The 18,798-nt window shown below is 61.4% G+C and carries 15 protein-coding genes; all 15 read right to left on the reverse strand.

What is annotated here, in order from left to right:
- Positions 1–12: 12 nt before the first annotated feature.
- The gene (locus tag LPC22_RS04975; protein ID WP_229132869.1) at positions 13–729 is read right to left on the reverse strand and encodes an ABC-2 transporter permease; all 717 of its coding nucleotides are present in this window, start codon (positions 727–729) and stop codon (positions 13–15) included.
- Entirely contained in the window at positions 726–1,682 is a 957-nt protein-coding gene (locus LPC22_RS04980; RefSeq protein ID WP_373312910.1) for an ABC transporter ATP-binding protein, read from the reverse strand. Before LPC22_RS04980 ends, LPC22_RS04975 begins: the two co-directional genes overlap by 4 nt.
- Positions 1,683–1,704: 22 nt before the next feature.
- Positions 1,705–2,112: a GntR family transcriptional regulator gene (locus LPC22_RS04985; protein ID WP_229132877.1), complete on the reverse strand. Its 408-nt coding sequence runs from the start codon at positions 2,110–2,112 to the stop codon at positions 1,705–1,707.
- A gap of 442 nt (positions 2,113–2,554) precedes the next feature.
- Positions 2,555–4,327, reverse strand: a complete 1,773-nt coding sequence (locus LPC22_RS04990; protein WP_229132879.1) for a DNA repair protein RecN — start codon at positions 4,325–4,327, stop codon at positions 2,555–2,557.
- On the reverse strand, positions 4,327–5,265 hold the full coding sequence (locus tag LPC22_RS04995) for an NAD kinase (protein ID WP_121914580.1): 939 nt from the start codon (positions 5,263–5,265) through the stop codon (positions 4,327–4,329). The genes LPC22_RS04990 and LPC22_RS04995 overlap by 1 nt, the downstream gene beginning before the upstream one ends.
- A gap of 69 nt (positions 5,266–5,334) precedes the next feature.
- Positions 5,335–6,648 carry an ATP-dependent Clp protease ATP-binding subunit ClpX gene (gene clpX, locus LPC22_RS05000; protein ID WP_229132881.1) on the reverse strand — a complete coding sequence of 438 codons (1,314 nt, stop codon included), beginning with the start codon at positions 6,646–6,648 and terminating at the stop codon, positions 5,335–5,337.
- Between the two features lie 144 nt (positions 6,649–6,792).
- Positions 6,793–7,461: an ATP-dependent Clp protease proteolytic subunit gene (locus tag LPC22_RS05005; protein ID WP_229132883.1), complete on the reverse strand. Its 669-nt coding sequence runs from the start codon at positions 7,459–7,461 to the stop codon at positions 6,793–6,795.
- Between the two features lie 9 nt (positions 7,462–7,470).
- Complete coding sequence (locus tag LPC22_RS05010) at positions 7,471–8,058, reverse strand: ATP-dependent Clp protease proteolytic subunit (RefSeq protein ID WP_029676324.1); 588 nt, start codon at positions 8,056–8,058, stop codon at positions 7,471–7,473.
- Positions 8,059–8,237: 179 nt separating this feature from the next.
- On the reverse strand, positions 8,238–9,614 hold the full coding sequence (tig, locus tag LPC22_RS05015; protein ID WP_229132889.1) for a trigger factor: 1,377 nt from the start codon (positions 9,612–9,614) through the stop codon (positions 8,238–8,240).
- A gap of 49 nt (positions 9,615–9,663) precedes the next feature.
- Positions 9,664–10,950: an HRDC domain-containing protein gene (locus LPC22_RS05020; RefSeq protein ID WP_229132891.1), complete on the reverse strand. Its 1,287-nt coding sequence runs from the start codon at positions 10,948–10,950 to the stop codon at positions 9,664–9,666.
- 368 nt (positions 10,951–11,318) lie between these two features.
- Positions 11,319–12,200, reverse strand: a complete 882-nt coding sequence (pflA, locus tag LPC22_RS05025; protein ID WP_015021700.1) for a pyruvate formate-lyase-activating protein — start codon at positions 12,198–12,200, stop codon at positions 11,319–11,321.
- A 98-nt stretch (positions 12,201–12,298) separates the two neighbouring features.
- Complete coding sequence (gene pflB, locus LPC22_RS05030; protein ID WP_045924199.1) at positions 12,299–14,674, reverse strand: formate C-acetyltransferase; 2,376 nt, start codon at positions 14,672–14,674, stop codon at positions 12,299–12,301.
- Positions 14,675–14,916: 242 nt separating this feature from the next.
- Entirely contained in the window at positions 14,917–15,153 is a 237-nt protein-coding gene (locus tag LPC22_RS05035) for a hypothetical protein (RefSeq protein WP_229132892.1), read from the reverse strand.
- Between the two features lie 5 nt (positions 15,154–15,158).
- On the reverse strand, positions 15,159–16,838 hold the full coding sequence (locus LPC22_RS05040; protein ID WP_373312897.1) for an NAD+ synthase: 1,680 nt from the start codon (positions 16,836–16,838) through the stop codon (positions 15,159–15,161).
- An 82-nt stretch (positions 16,839–16,920) separates the two neighbouring features.
- Complete coding sequence (locus LPC22_RS05045; protein ID WP_229132894.1) at positions 16,921–18,615, reverse strand: MFS transporter; 1,695 nt, start codon at positions 18,613–18,615, stop codon at positions 16,921–16,923.
- Positions 18,616–18,798 lie beyond the last annotated feature (183 nt).

Below are 18,798 nucleotides of genomic sequence, written 5' to 3' on the forward strand. Positions count from 1 at the left end.
GAGCGAATTGGCTCAGATCTCCTTCCTGACATAGACCTTGCGAGATAAGACTATCGAAACCATATCAACCGCCAGAATCAAGGCCAGCCCAAGGAGCACTGGCCGCCACAGGTCGGATGTCAAAAATTGCAAGATTGAATTCCAGAAGGTCCCCCAGTCCAAGGGCAGCAAACTGCCGATAAGGGCCATGATTGGTACCAAACCAAGAAGCGCCAGGAAGACTATCATTGCCTTAACTGGTTCCAGCCAATAAAACAAGGGCGTAGCTACTGCAAAGAGCAAAGATTCCAACAGGAACAACCCCAGAGCAAACAAGACAGTATCGCGCCAATGGTCCCGACCATGCAAAAATGAATCAGTAGCGTAGAAGAAGAATACTGCATAGCCGCAAGACTGAACCAGAACCAGCAGAATTACAGCAGCATAGCGTCCGAATACCTGGTGATCACGTGTTATGGGCAGCAGACCATTCAACCGAATTGCCGTATTGTTGAAATCAGCGAACAAGCCAAATACTTGGCCTACAATCAGTCCGATTCCCATGCCGACCACTGCTCCCGTCAAGGCAGTCCTTGCATCTTCCCCATCATTGCCTGTCAGGGCCATGACTAGGTTCAGCAGGATTCCGATGCAGGGCACGGACATGTAAATCAGCACACCAACCCAAGGTCTCCCTGTTCCTGAGAAACGTTGCATGTCCAACCTGATCTGCTTGGCTATCGCCTTCATGACTCCACCTCCTTATCCCCGTCGGTCGCGGCAGGTGAGCCCGCGGTCAGTCTGATGATGTTGTCGAAGTCGGCCCGCTCCACCAGGTAGCGGCCATCCGAAGGCTCCACGGCGGCAGGAGAAGCCGATGCCAGAAAATCCTTCAAGTGTTCAGCAGGGACCAAAGCCTCGAAACCGGTGGCGGAACGCTGCAAGCCCATCAGATGTGGCATTTGCGCTCTAGCCAGATCGTCCGGCCCTCCTCTCACTATCTGGAAAGCCTCCATCAACTCGTCCTTGGGGCCGGTGTAGAAGACAGACCCTCGATTGATGTAGGTAACGAAATCAGCCACCCGTTCAAGATCCGTGGTGATGTGCGTGGAGAACAGCACGGAATGACGACCGTCACCGATGTAGTCCAGCAGAATATTCATGAGCTCGTCCCTGGCCAGAACATCCAGACCACTGGTGGGCTCATCCAGAATCAAGAGCCTTGCGTCGTGGCTGAGGGCGACAGCCAGCATCAGTTTCATCTGCATGCCGCGGGAGAGCTTGCCGATTTTGCGGTTTTCTTGCAGCCCGAACCGACGCAGGTAGTCTTGATAGCGATCACTGTTCCAAGAGGGATACATGGGTGCCATCACTGGCTCGACGGCCTTGACCTTCCACGCCTCAAGGAAATAAATGGAATCGAAGACCACGCCCAGATCCGCTTTGACCTCCTCCTCCTGACTCGAGGGATCGCGGCCCAGAATGCTGATTTCTCCGCTGTCTCGGCGGGTCATGTTCAGCAAGAGCCGGATCAGGGTGGATTTGCCTGCGCCGTTGGGGCCTATCAATCCCATGATGTAACCCATGGGCAGGTCCATGGTGACCTGCTGCAGACGGAAACCCGTGCCGTCAGCCTTGACATAGCTTTTTCCCAGGTCACTGACGCGCAAGGCATAGTCGACCTCTTCACCGGAAGTTGTCATCGGCGGTGATGCACGCATACTCCTATTCCTTTCCTTCTTCGGACGCGGGTGCAGAACCCCTGTTGCCGAGCAGGCCGTCGAGCAGGCCGCGAATCCGGTCCGGCTCCATATCGGCCCGACGAGCCGTATCGACTGCCTCCCCCAGCAGGGACTGCACGCGGTTCTCCAGATGTTGCCGCATGACCTTGTCGCCGCTGTCGGCCACGAAGGTCCCCTTGCCTTGGATGTTCTCCACCAAGCCCTCTTGAGCGAGTTCGGTATAGGCGCGGGTCACGGTCAGCACGGACACCCTGAGCTCCTGCGAGAGATGTCGCAGAGAAGGCAGTCCCTCCCCCGCTTTCAAGTCTCCGGTCAGGATGGCCGAACGTATCTGGTCCTCGATCTGCCGATAAATCGGCTGTCCGGACAGGGATGAGATGATCAGCTTCATCCAAGCCCCTTTCATTGATTGTCAGCACGACCCTGGCTGAGCTGTGCCGGTGTTCATGTATACACTATAACAGTTTAGCCATGAAGACAAACCCTCCAATGATCTGCTGAGGCCATGATTCACAGATTCGGTGGAACAGCGCTGTAGTACTGCGATCCCGGCCGATCACAACTTCGAACAAAATCCATTTGGAACAGGTCAACGCCGCATTGCTCATGTCTAGGGCAGGTACGGTGTCATCAACTAAAATCCAGCACGTTCATTGCCACAGGCCCATTGACAGCCGATTGCCTACAGTCAAAGCATCAGAGTGAAAAGCAACGGAATGGCAGACGTCGAGCATGCATCGGCACGGCCACAAAAGGCAGCAAAGTCGCCAAAACTTGTCGAATTCGCAGAATTGTCGGACTTAGGTACAGCAAAGAGCAGACGACAACCAGACTTATCGGGTCTGGAGCCTGCTGGAGGACAGAAGCTCTCGGGCGTGCTTCAGGGAGGTTGCGGACTCGCTGCCGGCCAGCATTCGGGCGATTTCCCGCTCCCTGTCTTCGCCCTCTACTTGGTGGACCAGGGTTTCTACGGCATCGCCGCCTTCACGCCCTTTGGCCACGACGAACTGTCGATCAGCCCAGGAAGCCACCTGCGGCAGGTGGGTGACCACAATCACCTGGGCGGTGACAGCCAGCCGGGCCAGACGACGACCCAACTCAACGGCAGCCCGACCGCCAACCCCAGCATCCACCTCATCGAAGATGAAGGTCATCGTCGGATCACCAGCCCGGGAATCAAGGCCAGTATGTCCACGCGCAGACCCGTCAGGTCCTGATGAGGTACGGGCTTCGGCCGCCACCAGCTCAAGAGCCAGCATGAGCCGGCTGAGTTCGCCGCCCGAGGCGCTCTTGCCCATGGGCAGAAGGTCCGAACCTGGATATGGTCTGAAGAGAAAGTCGATCTGATCCAGACCATGCGCGTCCATAGCCTGGTCCTGGCGTGGTCTGACGCGGATCTCCAGCCCAGCGCCCGCCATGGCCAGGGAGCGCAATTCGCCGTCGACAAGATCGCTCAGTCTGCGTGCAGCCTTGGCCCGGGATGCTGACAGAGCCCGGGCAGCCTTCAAGGCGGTTCCGCGAAGCTGCTCAACCTGACCTTGGAGCTCATCCAGCTTCTCGGGTGAGGCATCCATGTCCTCAAGTTCAAATGCAGCCTTCTTGCGCCAGGCTAGAACGTCATCGATGTCTGGTCCCCAGCGTCGGGTCAGCTCATCCAGATCATGAATACGGGCGTTAATCTTGTCCAGATCGCCCTCCTGGCCTTCATCATCCAGCTGGCTGCTCAGGGTGAAGACCAGGTCAGACAGATCGGCATTCAGCGACCGCAGCCGCTGGGCCGACTCCTGAAAGACCCCTTCCACACCGATGCCCTCCAGGGCGGCTATTGCTCGTTCGACCAGGGCCGTGGCTGATGGAGCGTCGGCATCGGGGTCGATCTGGCCAGAGTCCAAGGCGGATAGTGCGGCCATGACCCCCTGACTGATCTGGGCTGCATGCTCGATCCGGTCCCGCTGAGCCTTGAGCTCACGATCCTCGCCGGAATGGGGGTCGACCCGGTCAATCCGGGCGATGGATTCGCGAAGATAATCAGCCTGAGCCATAGCACCGGACTGCTGGTTGCGCAGCTCCTCCAAATGGTCCTGGGCCTGTCGGTACTGCCTCCAGGCCTTGGAAAAGGCCTCCAGCTGCGGGCCGTCACCGGCATAGGCATCCAAAAATTCGCGCTGCCGGGCCGGACTGGCCATACGCATCTGATCCGCCTGCCCATGGACGGTGACCAGCATGCCAGCCACCTCCTCCAGCAGACCACGAGGTGCCGTCCTGCCGTTCAAGGCGGCACGGGAACGCCCCTTGACAGGCATGGTCCTCGCCAGAAAGATCTGCCCCTCATCCTCCAAGGGCAGGCCAGCCTCGGAGATGGCAGCGGTCACTGGATTCTCAGCTCCCGCTGTTCCGGCATCAAAAATCCCCTGCACCCAGGACTCATGGGCTCCAGGCGACACCAGTTGGGGGCGGGCAGTGGACCCCGAGATCAGCCTGATGGCGTTGAGCAGCATGGACTTGCCAGCCCCGGTCTCCCCCGTGATGGCCGTCATGCCAGCGGCAGGCCGTAGCAGAGCATGATGGATGGGACCCAGGTCTCGTACTTCCAGCTCTTCCAGCATCAGTGCTCCTTATTCGACTCCTGCGACTCCCCCTGGTCCTGTCCATTCGCAGCCGCCGAGGGGCGATGCTGCTCCCTCCAGCCGACTACCGGCAGGTCGAACTTGGAAACCAGCCGTCTGGTGAAGGGCACCCCGGACAGCCTGGCCAGCCGCAGAATATCGTGAGACTGCCGCACCACGATGCGGGACCGCTTGGGCACTGGCCGCTGACGGCGCCCGTCATTGCAGATCCAGCCGGCCGACTGGGAATCACCCAGAATATCCAGGGTAAACTGCGACTTTGGACCGATGATCAGAGATCGGGCGAAGAGGGCATGGGCAGCTATGGGCACCATCTGCAGAGACTGCGCATCCGGCCAGACGATGGGCCCGCCCACCGAAAAGGCATAGGCCGTCGATCCGGTCGGGGTGGCCACAATCATGCCGTCGCAGCCGAAGGAGCTCATCTCCACATCGTCCACTCGGACCGATACCTCGATCATCTTGCCCCGATCATATCGTTCCAGGGTCATGTCGTTAAGTGCCCAGTCGCTCAGTGGTCGATCGGCCCCGGGTATCCACAAGTCCACATGGGCCACCATGCGCTCGTCGATGGAGTAGTCATGATCAGCCACCCGGCGAATGGCCTCCCCTATCTGGAAGCTCTCGAACTCCGCCAGGAACCCCACATGACCCAGATTGACCCCTAGGATGGGGACCTCGGTGCCCTTGACCAACTCTGCAGCCCGCAGAATGGTTCCATCGCCGCCTAGGACGATGACGATCTCGGTGTCGTCGGCCACCTGCTGGCTGGGGCTGCCGAATTCCGGGGCGGCAATGTTGTCGACAATCGAGACGCGGAATCCGTCCCGGCGCAGCTGCTCCTCGACCTCATCCACCAGGTGGCCGCTTGCCCGGACCCGGCTGTGCGTGACCACGACAGCGCTACGAGCACCCATGGGCCCTCCTTCCGGCATCAATGATCATCCTATCGGGCGCGGCCAACAGCGGCGCTCATCGTGGTGGGGTCAGGCCAAACGACGACCAGCGGCTGCGGCCATCCCCTGCCCGGTCTCATACCGGGGCGATCCCGTTCCGTCTACGGCGTCGGCATCCACCACGACACGAGAGACATCCGTCCTGTCGGGCAGCTCGAACATGGTCGCCTCAAGGGTGTGCTCGATGATTCCGCGCAGCCCGCGGGCACCCACCTTGCGCTCCAAGGCGATGGCAGCAACACGGTCCAGAGCGGCATCAGTGAAGACCAGATCGGCCCCGTCATCCAGGAACATGCGCCGGTACTGGTTAACCAGGGCATTGTCCGGTTCGGTCAGCACCCGCCGCAGCTCATCGGCACCCAGCGGCTCCAGAGTGGATATGACCGGCAGACGCCCCACGAACTCAGGAAGCAGGCCAAACTGTTCCAGATCCTCGGCCCTGACCTGGCTCATGACCCGGTCGTCGGGCACTCTGTCATTCCCCTGAGTAGCCGAGAATCCGCTCTCCCGCAGGCCCAGCCGCCGACGGACGATCTCCTCAAGACCGACAAAAGCGCCACCGCAGATGAAGAGAATGTTGGCTGTGTCCATGACGACCGTGCGGACATCCCCATGCCGCCGGGAACCCTGAACCGGCACTCGGGCCTGGGTGCCCTCGATGATCTTGAGCAGAGCCTGCTGGACCCCCTCGCCGGACACGTCGCGAGTAATGGAAGTGTTCTCGCCAGACTTCCTGGCGATCTTATCGATCTCGTCGATGTAGATGATCCCCCGCTGGGCCAGGTCCATGTTGCCGTCGGCAGCCTGGAGCAGCCCCTGCAGGACGGACTCCACATCCTCGCCCACATACCCCGCCTCGGTCAGGCTGGTGGCATCCACAATGACAAAGGGGACATTCATGATGGTGGCCAAGGTTCTCGCCAGGTAGGTCTTGCCCACGCCGGTGGGCCCCATGAGCAGGATGTTGGACTTGTCCACCTGGACGCGTGCGACCGCATCCTTGCCTGCCAATGCGATGTCAGCAGTACGGCCACGGTCGCCCAGGTCCATATTGACACGCTTGTAGTGGTTATAGACCGCCACCGACAGAGTGCGCTTGGCAGCCTCCTGGCCTATGACATACCGGTTCAGATAGGCGAATATCTTCGAGGGTGCAGGCAGGGTCACCCGCTGGTCGGCAGCATCCTTGGCCATGTCCTCCTGAATGATCTGGGCGCAGAGACGTATGCATTCGTCGCAGATGGCGCAGGAAGGCCCCTTGACCAGGCGGCGCACCTGATGCTCGTCCTTGCCGCAGAACTCGCAGCGATTCAGTCCGTCATTGTAGCTGACCACACGGCCCATGGCTCTCCCTTCCCGGAGAATCCGCAAGGATCGGCGAAATCATATATGACCGGCATCGTCCATGATGCCAAAAACGTCCGGAGGCCGTGGGCCCCAGGGGCCCGCCGCCATCCGGACGATCAATCATGCGTGCAGTCACCGGAGCTAATTGCGGTGCTCCAGGACCTCGTCCACCATCCCGTATTCCTTGGCCTGCTGGGCGGTCAGAATGGTGTCCACCTCGATGTCCTTGCGAATCTTCTCCACATTCTGGCCGGTGTGCTTGGCCAGGGTCTCCTCCAGCCAGGTGCGCATGCGCAGCATCTCCTTGGCCTGGATCTCGATCTCGGTGGCCTTGCCGAAGTCCTGCTCCATGGCCGGCTGGTGAATCAGCACACGGGCGTTGGGCAGAATCAGACGCTTGCCCTTGGTCCCGGCGGCCAGAAGAACGGCAGCAGCCGAAGCGGCCTGGCCCAGGCAGACGGTCTGCACATCGGGCTTGATGTACTGCATGGTGTCATAGATGGCGGTCATGGCCGTCATGGATCCCCCCGGCGAGTTAATGTAGATGATCACGTCGCGGTTGGGATCCTGGCTCTCCAGAACCAGGAGCTGGGCCATGATGTCGTCCGAGGAGGTGTCATCCACCTGGACGCCCATGAAGATGATCCTGTCGTCGAAGAGCCTGGTGTAGGGGTCCTGACGCTTGTAGCCGTAGGGGGTGCGCTCCTCGAACTGCGGCAGCACATAGCGGTCGGCGGGCATGGCGGCCAGGCCACGAGGGCCGGCCAGTCGACGGGCCCGTGCTACGAATTGCGCTTCTTCAGATGCCATGTGGAGTGCTCACTTCCCTTGATCCGCGGTCATAGTGCCGTGGGTGGTCACGATCCGGTCGACGAAGCCATACTCCAGGGCCTGCTGGGCCGTGAACCAGTGATCGTATTCGTTGTCCCGGTAGATCTCTTCCAGGGTGTGGCCAGTCTGCTCGGCCGTCAGCTGGGAGAGCGTGCGCTTCATGTCCATGATCAGCTCGGCGTTGATCCTGACATCAGTGGCCGTGCCTCCGACACCGCCCGAGGGCTGATGCATGAGCACCCGCGCGTGGGAGGTGACGAAGCGCTTGCCCTTGGCCCCGCTGGAGAGCAGGAACTGGCCCATGGAGGCCGCCATGCCAACCGCAACCGTGGCCACGTCGGGCTCGATCAGCTGCATGGTGTCGTAGATGGCCATGCCGGCCGTAATGGAGCCGCCAGGCGAGTTGATATAGAGCCAGATATCCTTCTTGGGATCCTCGGCCGCCAGCATCAGCATCTGTGCGCAGATGACGTTGGCGTTGGCGTCCTTGACCTCGTCCCCCAGCCAGATGATCCTGTCCTTGAGCAGTCGGTTGAAGATGGGATCGGTCGGCGCAGGGGCCTCCCCCTCCTCCATCACGGGACTGGTTGCCAATGAGTTGTTCACCCTGTCTCCTTCGATAAACGTATCTGTATTGAGAGTAGCCCCCGCAATCGACGCGGTCTTGGTCTTTCCGCTCTTTGCGCAACCGCTACGACAGGGCCGCACCCAGGCTGTTTCGCCACTGGGTGCGGCCCTGCTAACTGCTTTGAAAGCTACTCCTGATCCTGTGAGAGCTGGTCAGCCACTTCAGCCGCAGCGGAGGCAGCCTGGACGCTCTCGTCCTGCTCCTCCTGGGCCTCGGTCTCATCCTCGCCCAGGAAACGGCTCAGGTCCACCTCCTGGCCATCGGGATCCTTGAAGGTGACGGCCCGCATGCCGGCCAGCATGCCCTTGGAGCGACCGACCTCCTGCACAGCAGAACCCAGCTGTCCGTTGCGGACGATGCCGTTGATGAAGGCGCTGGGATCCATGCCATACTGCTGGGCGATGGAGGCCAGGAAGTTGGTTACGTCGGCCTGGCTGACCGTGATGCCCAGCTTCTCAGCCAGAGCGTCCAGGGTCATCTGGTCGCGCAGCTCCTTCTCGACACTCTTCTCAGCCTCGGCCTTCTCATCCTTGCTGGCCTTGTCGGGATCCTTGCCGGTGTTCTTGAGCTGATCGGTCACCATGGACTGCTTGATGCCCTTGGGTACCGGGATGTCCAGGCCGTCCTGGAGCTTGGCAATGAAGGCGTCGCGGGCGTCAGTGGCCTGCCGACCCTCGGCATCCACCTGGCACTGCTTGCGCACGTCCTCGCGCAGCTCCTTCAGGGTCTCGAACTCCGAGGCCTCCTTGGCGAACTCGTCGTCCAGGTCGGGCAGCTCCTCAGCCTTGACCGAGTTGACCTTGACCTTGATCTGGGCCTTCTCGCCCTGGTGCTCACCGGCCTCCAGGGTACCCTCGAAGGTGGTCTCTTCCCCGGCGGACAGCCCGTCCAGGGCCTCATCCAGGCCGTCCAGCATGGTGTTGGAGCCCAGCTCGTAGCTGACCCCCTGCTGGGAGTCCACGGACTCGCCGTCGATGACGGCATCCAGGTCGATGTTGGCATAATCGCCCTTGGAGGCGGGACGATCCACACTAACCAGGGTGCCGAAGCGCTGACGCAGGTTGTCCAGGCGCTTGTCCACGTCCTCGTCGGTGACGGCGGGCTTGGGGACCTCAATCTCCATGCCCTCAATATCGGGCAGCTCAAACTTGGGACGAATCTCCACCTCGGCGGTGAACTTGAGCTTGGTGTCGTCCTTGGCGGAGGAGGGGATGTCCTTGACATCGATCTGAGGCTGGGCCATGGCGTGCAGCTGCTTCTCCTCCAGGGCCTTGGAGTAGAGCTCGGGCACACCGGCGTTGACGGCCTCGCCCGCCACGCTGGCAAAGCCTACGCGCTGATCGATAATGGGTCCGGGTACATGGCCCTTGCGGAAGCCGGGGATGGTCACCTGCTTGCCGATCTCCTTACGGGCCTGATCCAGGTAGGGGTTCAGCTCATCGGGATCGACGGTGATGGTGAGCCTGACCTTGGTGGGCTCGAGGTTTCTGACGCTGATTTTCACGCTGCGCTCCAATTCATCCAAACCGTTTGATCTGCCAGTAAGGCAACCGTTACATAATAGCGCGAGTCAGGGACTCTGACAGGAGCGAAACCTGCCAGGGACGGGCACCCTCCTGACGCAGGAAGTCGGCTACATCACGCTTCTCCGGTTGATCGGTCCAGCAGAGGTTGCGCAGGTAGCGGGGCTTGATCAGAATATCGTCGGGGGTGTTGGTCTGGCGTCCCACCTCTGTCACCGCCTTGCGCGCTGCCTCCAGCCTGGCATATCGTTCCGGGTGGCGGTGCCGCCAGACCTGCATGGACTTGGGGGCGTTGGTCTCCTCACACCGCGGCTTGGGAGGCACAGGCAGCTCTTCGGTGGGCAGATGCAACGCATCCAAAATGGCCTGTTTCCAGACTGAGGGTCTGACCCGGCGCTGGATGGGAGCATAGCGCTCGAACATGCGGTCCTGCTCACCGCCGGTGTGGATTCTGACCCGTTCGTTCAAGGATCTGATGGCTCGGAACTGGGCGTTGTTGCGGGGCTTGAGCCTGCCGGCCTCGATGATGGCCTTGTCGGGCAGGAGCAGCGTCGGAGCGATGTCGTTGCGCCGGGCCAGCTGGTCTCGGGTGGTCCACAGCGAACGGGCCACAGCAAGGCCTCGACGGTCATTGTGCAGGGCATTGATATGCGAAATATGCCGCCAGGGCTGCTCGGGCTCCGGCTTGGGGATTTTTCCCTGCTCCAGCAGCCAGGTGAATTCCTGCCTGGCCCACTCATCCTTGCCGTGACGGCGCAGATCCTCCAGCTCGCACGATCGCACCTGATCCAGCAGCTCCACATCCAAGGCGGCGTAATTGCGCCAATCACGCGGCAGTGGGCGGTAGGACCAGTCTGCGGCGGAGTGCTCCTTGGCCAGGGTCAGCCCCAGATAGTGTGCGGTCACTGCAGACAGGCCGTAATGACCGAGATTAAGCATCCTGGCCGCCAGCTCGGAGTCGAAGAGCGATGAGGGCCTCATGCCCAGTGCGTAGAAGCCTGGCAGATCCTGGGGGGAGTCATGAATGATCCACTGGGCACCATCAACGGCCTTATTGAATTCCGACCAGTCGCAGCCCGCCTGCGTCAGAGCCGGTGGGTCCAGCAGGAATATCCCCGCCCCCTGGCGCTTGAACTGGACCAGGTAGTCGTCGTGGCCATAGCGGAAGCCTGATGCGCGTTCAGCGTCCGCGGCCAGCGCACCACTCCCCTGGGACAGCAGCCGACATGCCCGGCGGTATCCGGCCATATCGTCGATGACCGACGGTACACCCTGGGCGGGCTCTGAAAGCAGCTGCGTCTTAGGATCCGTGGTCACCTGCGCTCAACCTCTTTTTTAGTTTGTCTTCCATAACGCTACCGGGCCGACCAGGCCCGGAAAACACTCGCCTGAAAGCATAGTCCATGGCCTCAACCCGCTGACAATCGTTTACCGAGCATGACTGGTCAGCAATTTATCGATTTACAGTGTCGGTCATCCATTGGATCCGCCACCCATTGGCTCTTCCAACCATTAAGTCGGTCATTCAGCGTGCAAGGCATTCAGTGAGTCGGTCGTTCGCTGATTGGCTGGCTGGCCTGCGCCCAAGCAAACAAAACTCCCCACGGCATCTGCCGTGAGGAGTCACAAGTTGATTATTCGGGTTGCTCCTAGGACCGCCCGGGAACCACAGTGGGTTCTGCGGCTCAGTAAACTACGAAGCCGTGGGCCTCAAGCTGCTTCTTGACCCGATCCTTCAGGGCCGCCGAAGGGCCTTTGGCATCCTCCAGCGGGTAGGGGATGCGAAGCTCATGCCACTTGGGCCGTCCAAGCTGATGGAAGGGAAGCACATCAATGTGCTCGATGGCATCCTTGAACTGTTCGCACACCCGCGCGACGTTCTCGACGTTCTCCTCGGAGTCGGTCAGCCCCGGTACCAGCACGAAGCGAACCCAAATCTTGCTGCCACGGGCAGCCAGACGCTTGCCGAATTCGATTGTGGGGGCCAACGTGCCGCCGGTCACCTTCTTGTAGGTGGCCTCGTCGCCGGATTTGACGTCCAGCAGACACAGGTCGATATCGTCAATCATGGCATCGGTGTAGTTGCGATTGAGGAAGCCCGAGGTGTCCAGGCAGGTGTGGACGCCCATCTCCTTGGCAGCGCGAAAGACGCGTGAGACAAAGGCTGCCTGCATCATGGACTCGCCGCCGCTGAAGGTGATTCCTCCGCCTGTGCTCTTGAAGAGGTCCTGGTAACGGGCCACCTTATCGATCATGGCCTGTAGGTATACGGGCTGACCATCGCGCATCTTCCAGGTGTCAGGATTCTGGCAGTACTGGCAGCGCAGGGGGCATCCGCTCATGAAGACGGTCATCCTTGTGCCCGGCCCGTCCACTGAGGTATTGATGTCCCAGGAGTGAACAAATCCGATGTCGCCCGTGCGCAGGGCATTCATACGGTCGTGCCGGTCCAGTCCAATGGGCGATTCGAACCCCGAAAGGCCGCCCATCAGGGTCTGACTCTGGTAGACCTTGGATTCCTTGAGCATGTGCGGCTGTGTGGTATGGAAGGTGGTGGTCTCCGTCATTGGATCCTCCTGAAAAAGACGAAAAGGGGGCGGGGCCTTGGTGCGCCCCGCCCCATGATTCACCGTCTCATCAACGGTTGACTATCGCACAAGGGCGATCAGTCGGTCACCGCGCCCTGGTGGAAGGTGCGGGAGATCACGTCGAGCTGCTGCTCGCGGGTCAGCTTGACGAAGTTGACGGCGTAGCCCGAGACACGCACGGTCAGGTGCGGGTACTTCTCGGGGTGCTCGACGGCATCCTCCAGCTGCTCCTTGCGCAGTACGTTGATGTTGGCGTGGTAGAGCCCGTGGCCGTTGCCGGCGTCCAGGATGCCCACCAGGTTGTTGATGCGCTCATCCTCGTCGCGGCCCAGGCCGTCAGGGGTGATCGTGTTGGTCAGCGAGATGCCGTCCAGGGCGTCGTCGTAGTCGATCTTGCCCACGGAGAACATGGAGGGCAACATGCCGTGCGAATCCATGCCGTTCTCGGGGTTGGCGCCGGGAGCGTACGGAGTGCCCTTCTTGTGGCCGGAGGGGAAGGACCCGGTGTTCTTGCCATACTCCACGTTGGAAGTAATGGTCAGGATGGACTGGGTCGGCACAGCGCCACGGTAGACAGGCAGGCGCTTGATCTGGCCCATAACGGTGGAGACAGTCCACTTGGCCAGGTCGTCGGCGCGATCGTCGTCGTTGCCGTAGACCGGGAACTCGCCGACGGTCTTGTAGTTGACGATCAGGTCGTCGTCAGCGCCCTCGACATACTCAGGGGTGCCCTTGGCATCCTTGTTGTAGATCGGGTAGACCTTGGCGTACTTGATAGCCGACAGGGAGTCAGCGGCGATGGACAGGCCGGACATGCCGCAACCCAGGGTGCGGTAGACCTCCTTGTCGTGCAGGGCCATCTCAATGGACTCGTAGTCGTACTTATCGTGCATGTAGTGGATGATGTTCAGGGCCTCGACATAGGTCTCGCTCAGCCACTCCAGGGCCTTCTCGTAATTGTCCTTGACCTCTTGGAAGTCCAGAGAACCGTCTTCCTTGGGGGTGACAGGCTTGATCACGTCCTTGTCGATGACCTGCATGCCGGTCATCTCGTCACGGCCGCCGTTCATGGCGTAGAGCAGGGCCTTGGCGGAGTTGACGCGAGCGCCGAAGAACTGCATCTGCTTGCCGACCCTCATGGGGGACACGCAGCAGGCGATGGCAGCGTCATCGCCCCAGTGGGCGCGAATGTCCTTGTCGGACTCGTACTGGATGGCGGAGGTGTCGATGGAGATACGGGCGCAGAAGCGCTTGTAGCCCTCAGGCAGCTTCGGATCCCAGAAGATGGTGATGTTGGGCTCGGGGCCGGGTCCAAGGTGCTCCAGGGTCAGGGTTGCCAGCAGACGGAAGGAGGTCTTGGTGACCATGGGCCTGCCGTCATCGCCGAAGCCAGCGTCGGACCAGGTGGCCCAATAGGGGTCGCCCGAGAAGATGTTGTCGTAGTCCTTGGTCCGCAGGAAGCGCACGATGCGCAACTTCATCACGATGTTGTCGATGATCTCCTGGGCATCGGTCTCGTCGATCAGGCCAGCGGCCAGATCACGCTCGAAGTAGACGTCGAAGAATGCGGACAGACGGCCGATGGACATGGCGGCGCCGTCCTGGCTCTTGACCGAGGCCAGGTAGGCCATGTAGGTCCACTGGACAGCTTCCTTGGCGTTCATGGCAGGACGGCTCAGATCCAGGCCGTACTCCTTCCCCAGGTTCAGCAGCTGCTTCAGAGCCTTGATCTGCTCGGCGTGCTCCTCACGGAAGCGGATCCAGTGCTCGATCTCTTCCTCGGTGAAGTCGTTGCGGTAAGGAATCGAATCCTTGTCGGCCTTCTTGCGGGCAATCAGCTCGTCAATGCCGTAGAGGGCCACACGACGGTAGTCGCCAATGATGCGGCCACGGCCGTAAGCATCGGGCAGACCGGTCAGAATCTTGTTGTGGCGGGCCAGCTTGATCCTCTTGGTGTAAACGTCGAAGACGCCATCGTTGTGGGTCTTGCGATACCGGGTGAAGATCTTCTTGACCTCGGGGTCGGGCTCCTTGCCGGCCTCCTTGAGGGCCTGCTCAACCATGCGCCAGCCGCCGTAGGGCATCATCGCACGCTTGCAGGGCACGTCGGTCTGTATGCCGACGATCACGTCATCCTGAGTCTCGCCGGCAGGCTTGCCGTCGATGTATCCGGCCGGGAAGGCGTCAATGCCCGCCGGAGTGTGGGTGTCCACGTCGTAGACGCGCTGCTTGCGCTCCACGGCGAGGAAATTGTCATCCAGGTAGTTCCACAGGAACTTGGTCTTCTCTGTGGCCGGTGCCAGGAAGGATTCGTCACCGGTGTACGGAGTGTAGTTCTTTTGAATGAAGTCGCGAACGTCGATGTCTTTCTTCCAGTCCTCGCCCTTGAAGCCCTTCCAAGCCTTGGCTTGCAGCTCTGCGGGAGAGACGGTGTTGGTCTCAACTGCTGTCATAGTCAACTCCTTGTTGATATGGTCAATGGCGCTTCCTCACACCACTGTCACTTTCAAGTATAGGGTGCGCACTACCACGAGAAACCGAAACGCGACGTGAGCTATATCACACTAAGGACAGACTCGCAATGGACGCCACGCCCATATCTTGCAAACTCGCCCGGCACACCGTCTGAGTCCCGATTCGTTCTGCCTGAATGGCCGACTGGTCGTTAACGCTAGTGAGCGATCCAGCAGGAGCTTCATCTGTCAGCTGATGACTGTCCCTGCCCAGGGTCTCCCTCCCAGGCCTGCCGCCAGCGACGGTCTTCTTCATCCCATTCCTTGTTCCGGCGCTTGGCGATCTTCCAGGCATCGAGGGCCTCCTGCCTGCTGCGGTAGGGGCCCATCCGCCTGTCCTGGGGAGACAGCTTGCCCTGTTCGGGTTCGCCGGTGACGGTGTTGAAGTACCAGGCCGTCCTCTCCTGTTCGGAACCCATGGTGATCATTCCCTGAAGGCGTTGGTGACAGGCAGCCGACGGTCCCGGCCGAAGGCCAGGGAGGTGACCTTGGGCCCCAGCGGGTACTGACGCCGCTTCCACTCGGCTCGATCCACCAGCCGCATGACCGTGTCGACCATGTCGGGATCGAAGCCATCGGCCAGAAGGTCGGCCCGACCATGCGCATGCTCGATGTATGCCTCGAGAACCTTGTCAAGCAGGCTGTAGTCGGGCAGGGAATCAGAGTCCTTCTGCCCTTGGCGCAGCTCGGCCGAAGGCGGCTTGACGATGGAATTGACCGGAATGGGCTCACGTTCGTCCCGTGCCTGGGCCTGGGCGTTGCGCCAGCGGGCCAGCTGCCAGACCCGGGTCTTGAGCAGATCCTTGATGGGCGCGTAGCCTCCGACTGCATCGCCATAAATAGTTGAATAACCGCAAGCCAGCTCGGACTTGTTGCCTGTGGCTAGGGCCAGAAGCCCCTCGGCATTGGCGTAGGCCATGACAATGATGCCGCGTATCCGGGCCTGCAGGTTCTCCTCAGCCACCCCTTCCAGATGCAGCTGCCCTTGGAAGGCATTGAATTCCGGGCCTATGGCTTGGACCACGTAACGCACGCCCAGACGCTGGGCCAGGTCGGCAGCATCATCCCGGGAACCTTCCGAGGAGTAACGGCTGGGCATGGAAATGCCGCGCACATGCTCTCCCCCGCAGGCATCGGCGGCCATGGTGGCCACCAGGGCCGAGTCGATTCCGCCTGAGAGCCCCAGGCACACGCCAGTGAAGTGATTCTTGGCCATATAGTCTTGTAGCCCCAGCACGCAGGCCCGATAGACCTCCTCGTCTCCAGGCATCTCTTCGGCCATGCATGACTTGCTGGGCATTGGGCGCTCCCCTCGTGCAGGCAAGGTCCACGTGGACAGATCCTGGACGAACCTGGGCGAGCGCTCCAGCAGGGTGCCATCCTGGTCCACCACAAAGCTGCCGCCGTCGAAGACCAGATCGTCCTGCCCGCCCACCTGGTTCAGGTAGAGCAGAGGCGCACCGACCTGTTTGGCCCGGCGAGCCGCCAGCTCGTAGCGGACATGCCCCTTGCCCTCCTCGAAGGGTGAGCCGTTGATGGTCACCAGGAGGTCGATGTCCCGGCCAGCCAGGTCGCTGATGGGATCGCCCTCCTGCCAGATGTCCTCGCAGATAGCCAGCCCTATCCGGTGCCCCTGCACCTCCAGGACCACGGTTCTGTCCCCCGGAGTAAAAATCCTGTACTCGTCGAAGACTCCGTAGTTGGGCAGGAAGTGCTTGTCGTAGCCAGCTTCGACGCGACCCTGGTGCAGGACTACCAGCCGGTTGCGAGGCCGGTCCTGCTCCGTATCGGTACCAACGGTCCCCACGATCACATGCAAATGGCCCAGACCCTGCTCGTCCAGCTCCCGGGCCAGACGGTCGGCCCGGGACCAGGCGGCCCGACGGAAGCTGGCGCGAAATGCCAGGTCCTCGATCGGGTAACCGGTCAGGCTCATCTCAGGAAAGACCACCAGGGTCGCCCCCTGCTTAGCTGCCTTATGGGAGTAATCCATAATAATGTCGGCGTTGCCGTCAAGATCGCCCACACAGGTGTCGATCTGAGCCAGAGCCACCAGCAGATCGCCATTCCGCCGCGGCTGTTCGTCTTGTATGCCCATACCCATGATTCTAAACCGTGCCGGGCCGGCCAGCGGGCAAATAGTTCCGTGCGGGGAGGGACCCGGGAAAAGCGGGATCGCGGACGCCTCAGACCTTGTCGGCGCCAGCCTTGCGGGCGGCCCGACGCACCAGCACCGAGGCAACCAGTCCCACGAGAAGCAGCAGGACTGCAAAGCCCATGGCCCACTGGGCGCCCTGGGTGAATCCCTCGGTCAGGGCATTGGTCACCTGAGGACCCAGGGCTCCCAGCCGACCCCGTGTGCCCTGGGCACGCAGGCCGACGATGGCATTCCCGGCAGAGGACTGAACGGATCTGACCAGGCCATCGGCCATCTGCGCCGAGATCCCCTTGAGCGCCGTCAGATGCCTTGGCAGCACCAGGCTCAGAGCCAGGGAGAGGGCGGAACCGGAGACTGCAGCACCCAGGGCGGTCCCCCACTGACGAATGGTGGACTGGGTGGCCGAAGCCTGGCCGGACTGGGCCACCGGAACACCGGAAAGCACCAGGCTGGTCAGCTGTGCCGAGGCAAAGCCCAGGCCGGCACCGTAGATGATCAGAGTCAGGGTCATAGGCCAGACCGGCACCGACCCGCGCATGAGCAGAAGGGACAGGGCCACGCCGATGATCTCCATCAGCAGGCCCGTCTGCACCGTGCCGCCGGCCCCAAGACGGGCTGAGACCACCCGGGCCAGACCGCCCGAAACAACTGACCCCAGAGCCATGACGCCCAGGATGGATCCGGCCCCCAGTGGACTCAGGCCTCTGGCGTTGATCAGGTAGAGGGGCAGGATGAACATGACTGCGAACTGACCAGCGTTGACGATGGCGGCCGTCAGGTTGCCCCAGCCGAAAGTGCCGATGGCGAACATGGAAACGTCCAGGATAACCATCCTGCCCCTGCGCGCCCTGGCCAGCTCGGTCATCGCAAAGGCGGCCAGCAGGACCAACCCCAGGAGCAGACTGACCGGGGCCGGCGACAGCGGTGCCGATGCGGACCAGTGCAGAGGGCCCAAATCGAGTGCAGCGCGGGGACGCCACCAGCCGTAGGTCTGCCCCTCGATCAGCGCAAAGACCACCAGAGCCGACCCCAGGGCCGAAAGGAGTATGCCCTTCCAGTCGGCAAGCATCCCCCACCGGTCGCCCGTTTGCCGGGGCGCTGACTTGGTCTCGGGCACAAAGACTGCGCTGGCCAGGAGGACGATCAGGCCCAGGGGCAGATTGACCAGGAAAATCCACCGCCATCCGATGGTGCTGGTGAAGACCCCGCCTAGGAAGGGGCCGACCGCCGCAGCGGATGACATGACGGCCCCCCAGATGCCGAAAGCAGTGGCCCGGTGCCGGCCCCGGAAGGTGGCGGACACGGTAGACAGGGTGGAAGGCATGACCAGGGAGCCGCCGATTCCCTGAACAAGCCGGGCCAGAAGCAGCATTGTGCCGGAGGAGGCCGATGCGGCGAAGACGGAACCCAGCACAAAGATGACCGTGCCCACCTGCAGGATCCGCTTGCGTCCGATCATGTCCCCCAGTCGACCGGAAGGCAGGAGCAGGGCCGCCAGGACGATGCTGTAGAGGGCGGTCACCCACTGGGCCTGAGCCAGGTTGATGTGGATGGCAGCGATGATGGAGGGGATGGAGACGTTGACGATGGACGAATCCAGCACAATCATCGCCAGACCCAGGGCCAGCACCCAGAGGGCACGCCAGGGCGGTGCTGCCTCCTGAGACTCTTGACGGATCTTCTGGCTGCCCATCTTCACGTCCGCACTTGCCGATCCGGTCATCGGAGCTCCCCTCACCCTGGTCTGCGAATTTTTTGCGACTATACGTCGCGAAAACTCGTCTGGCAAGTTCACTCTGCGCGGACAAGCCGCACGCTGAACCAGTCCTGACAGCTTGGTTCCTCAGCAAATAGGCCATATCATATGCCCCAAGACCGGCCCGGCCCGATTCCCAATCGCTGCACC

The organism is Bifidobacterium mizhiense (genome assembly GCF_020884755.1).
Classification (GTDB): Bacteria; Actinomycetota; Actinomycetes; order Actinomycetales; family Bifidobacteriaceae; genus Bombiscardovia; species Bombiscardovia mizhiensis.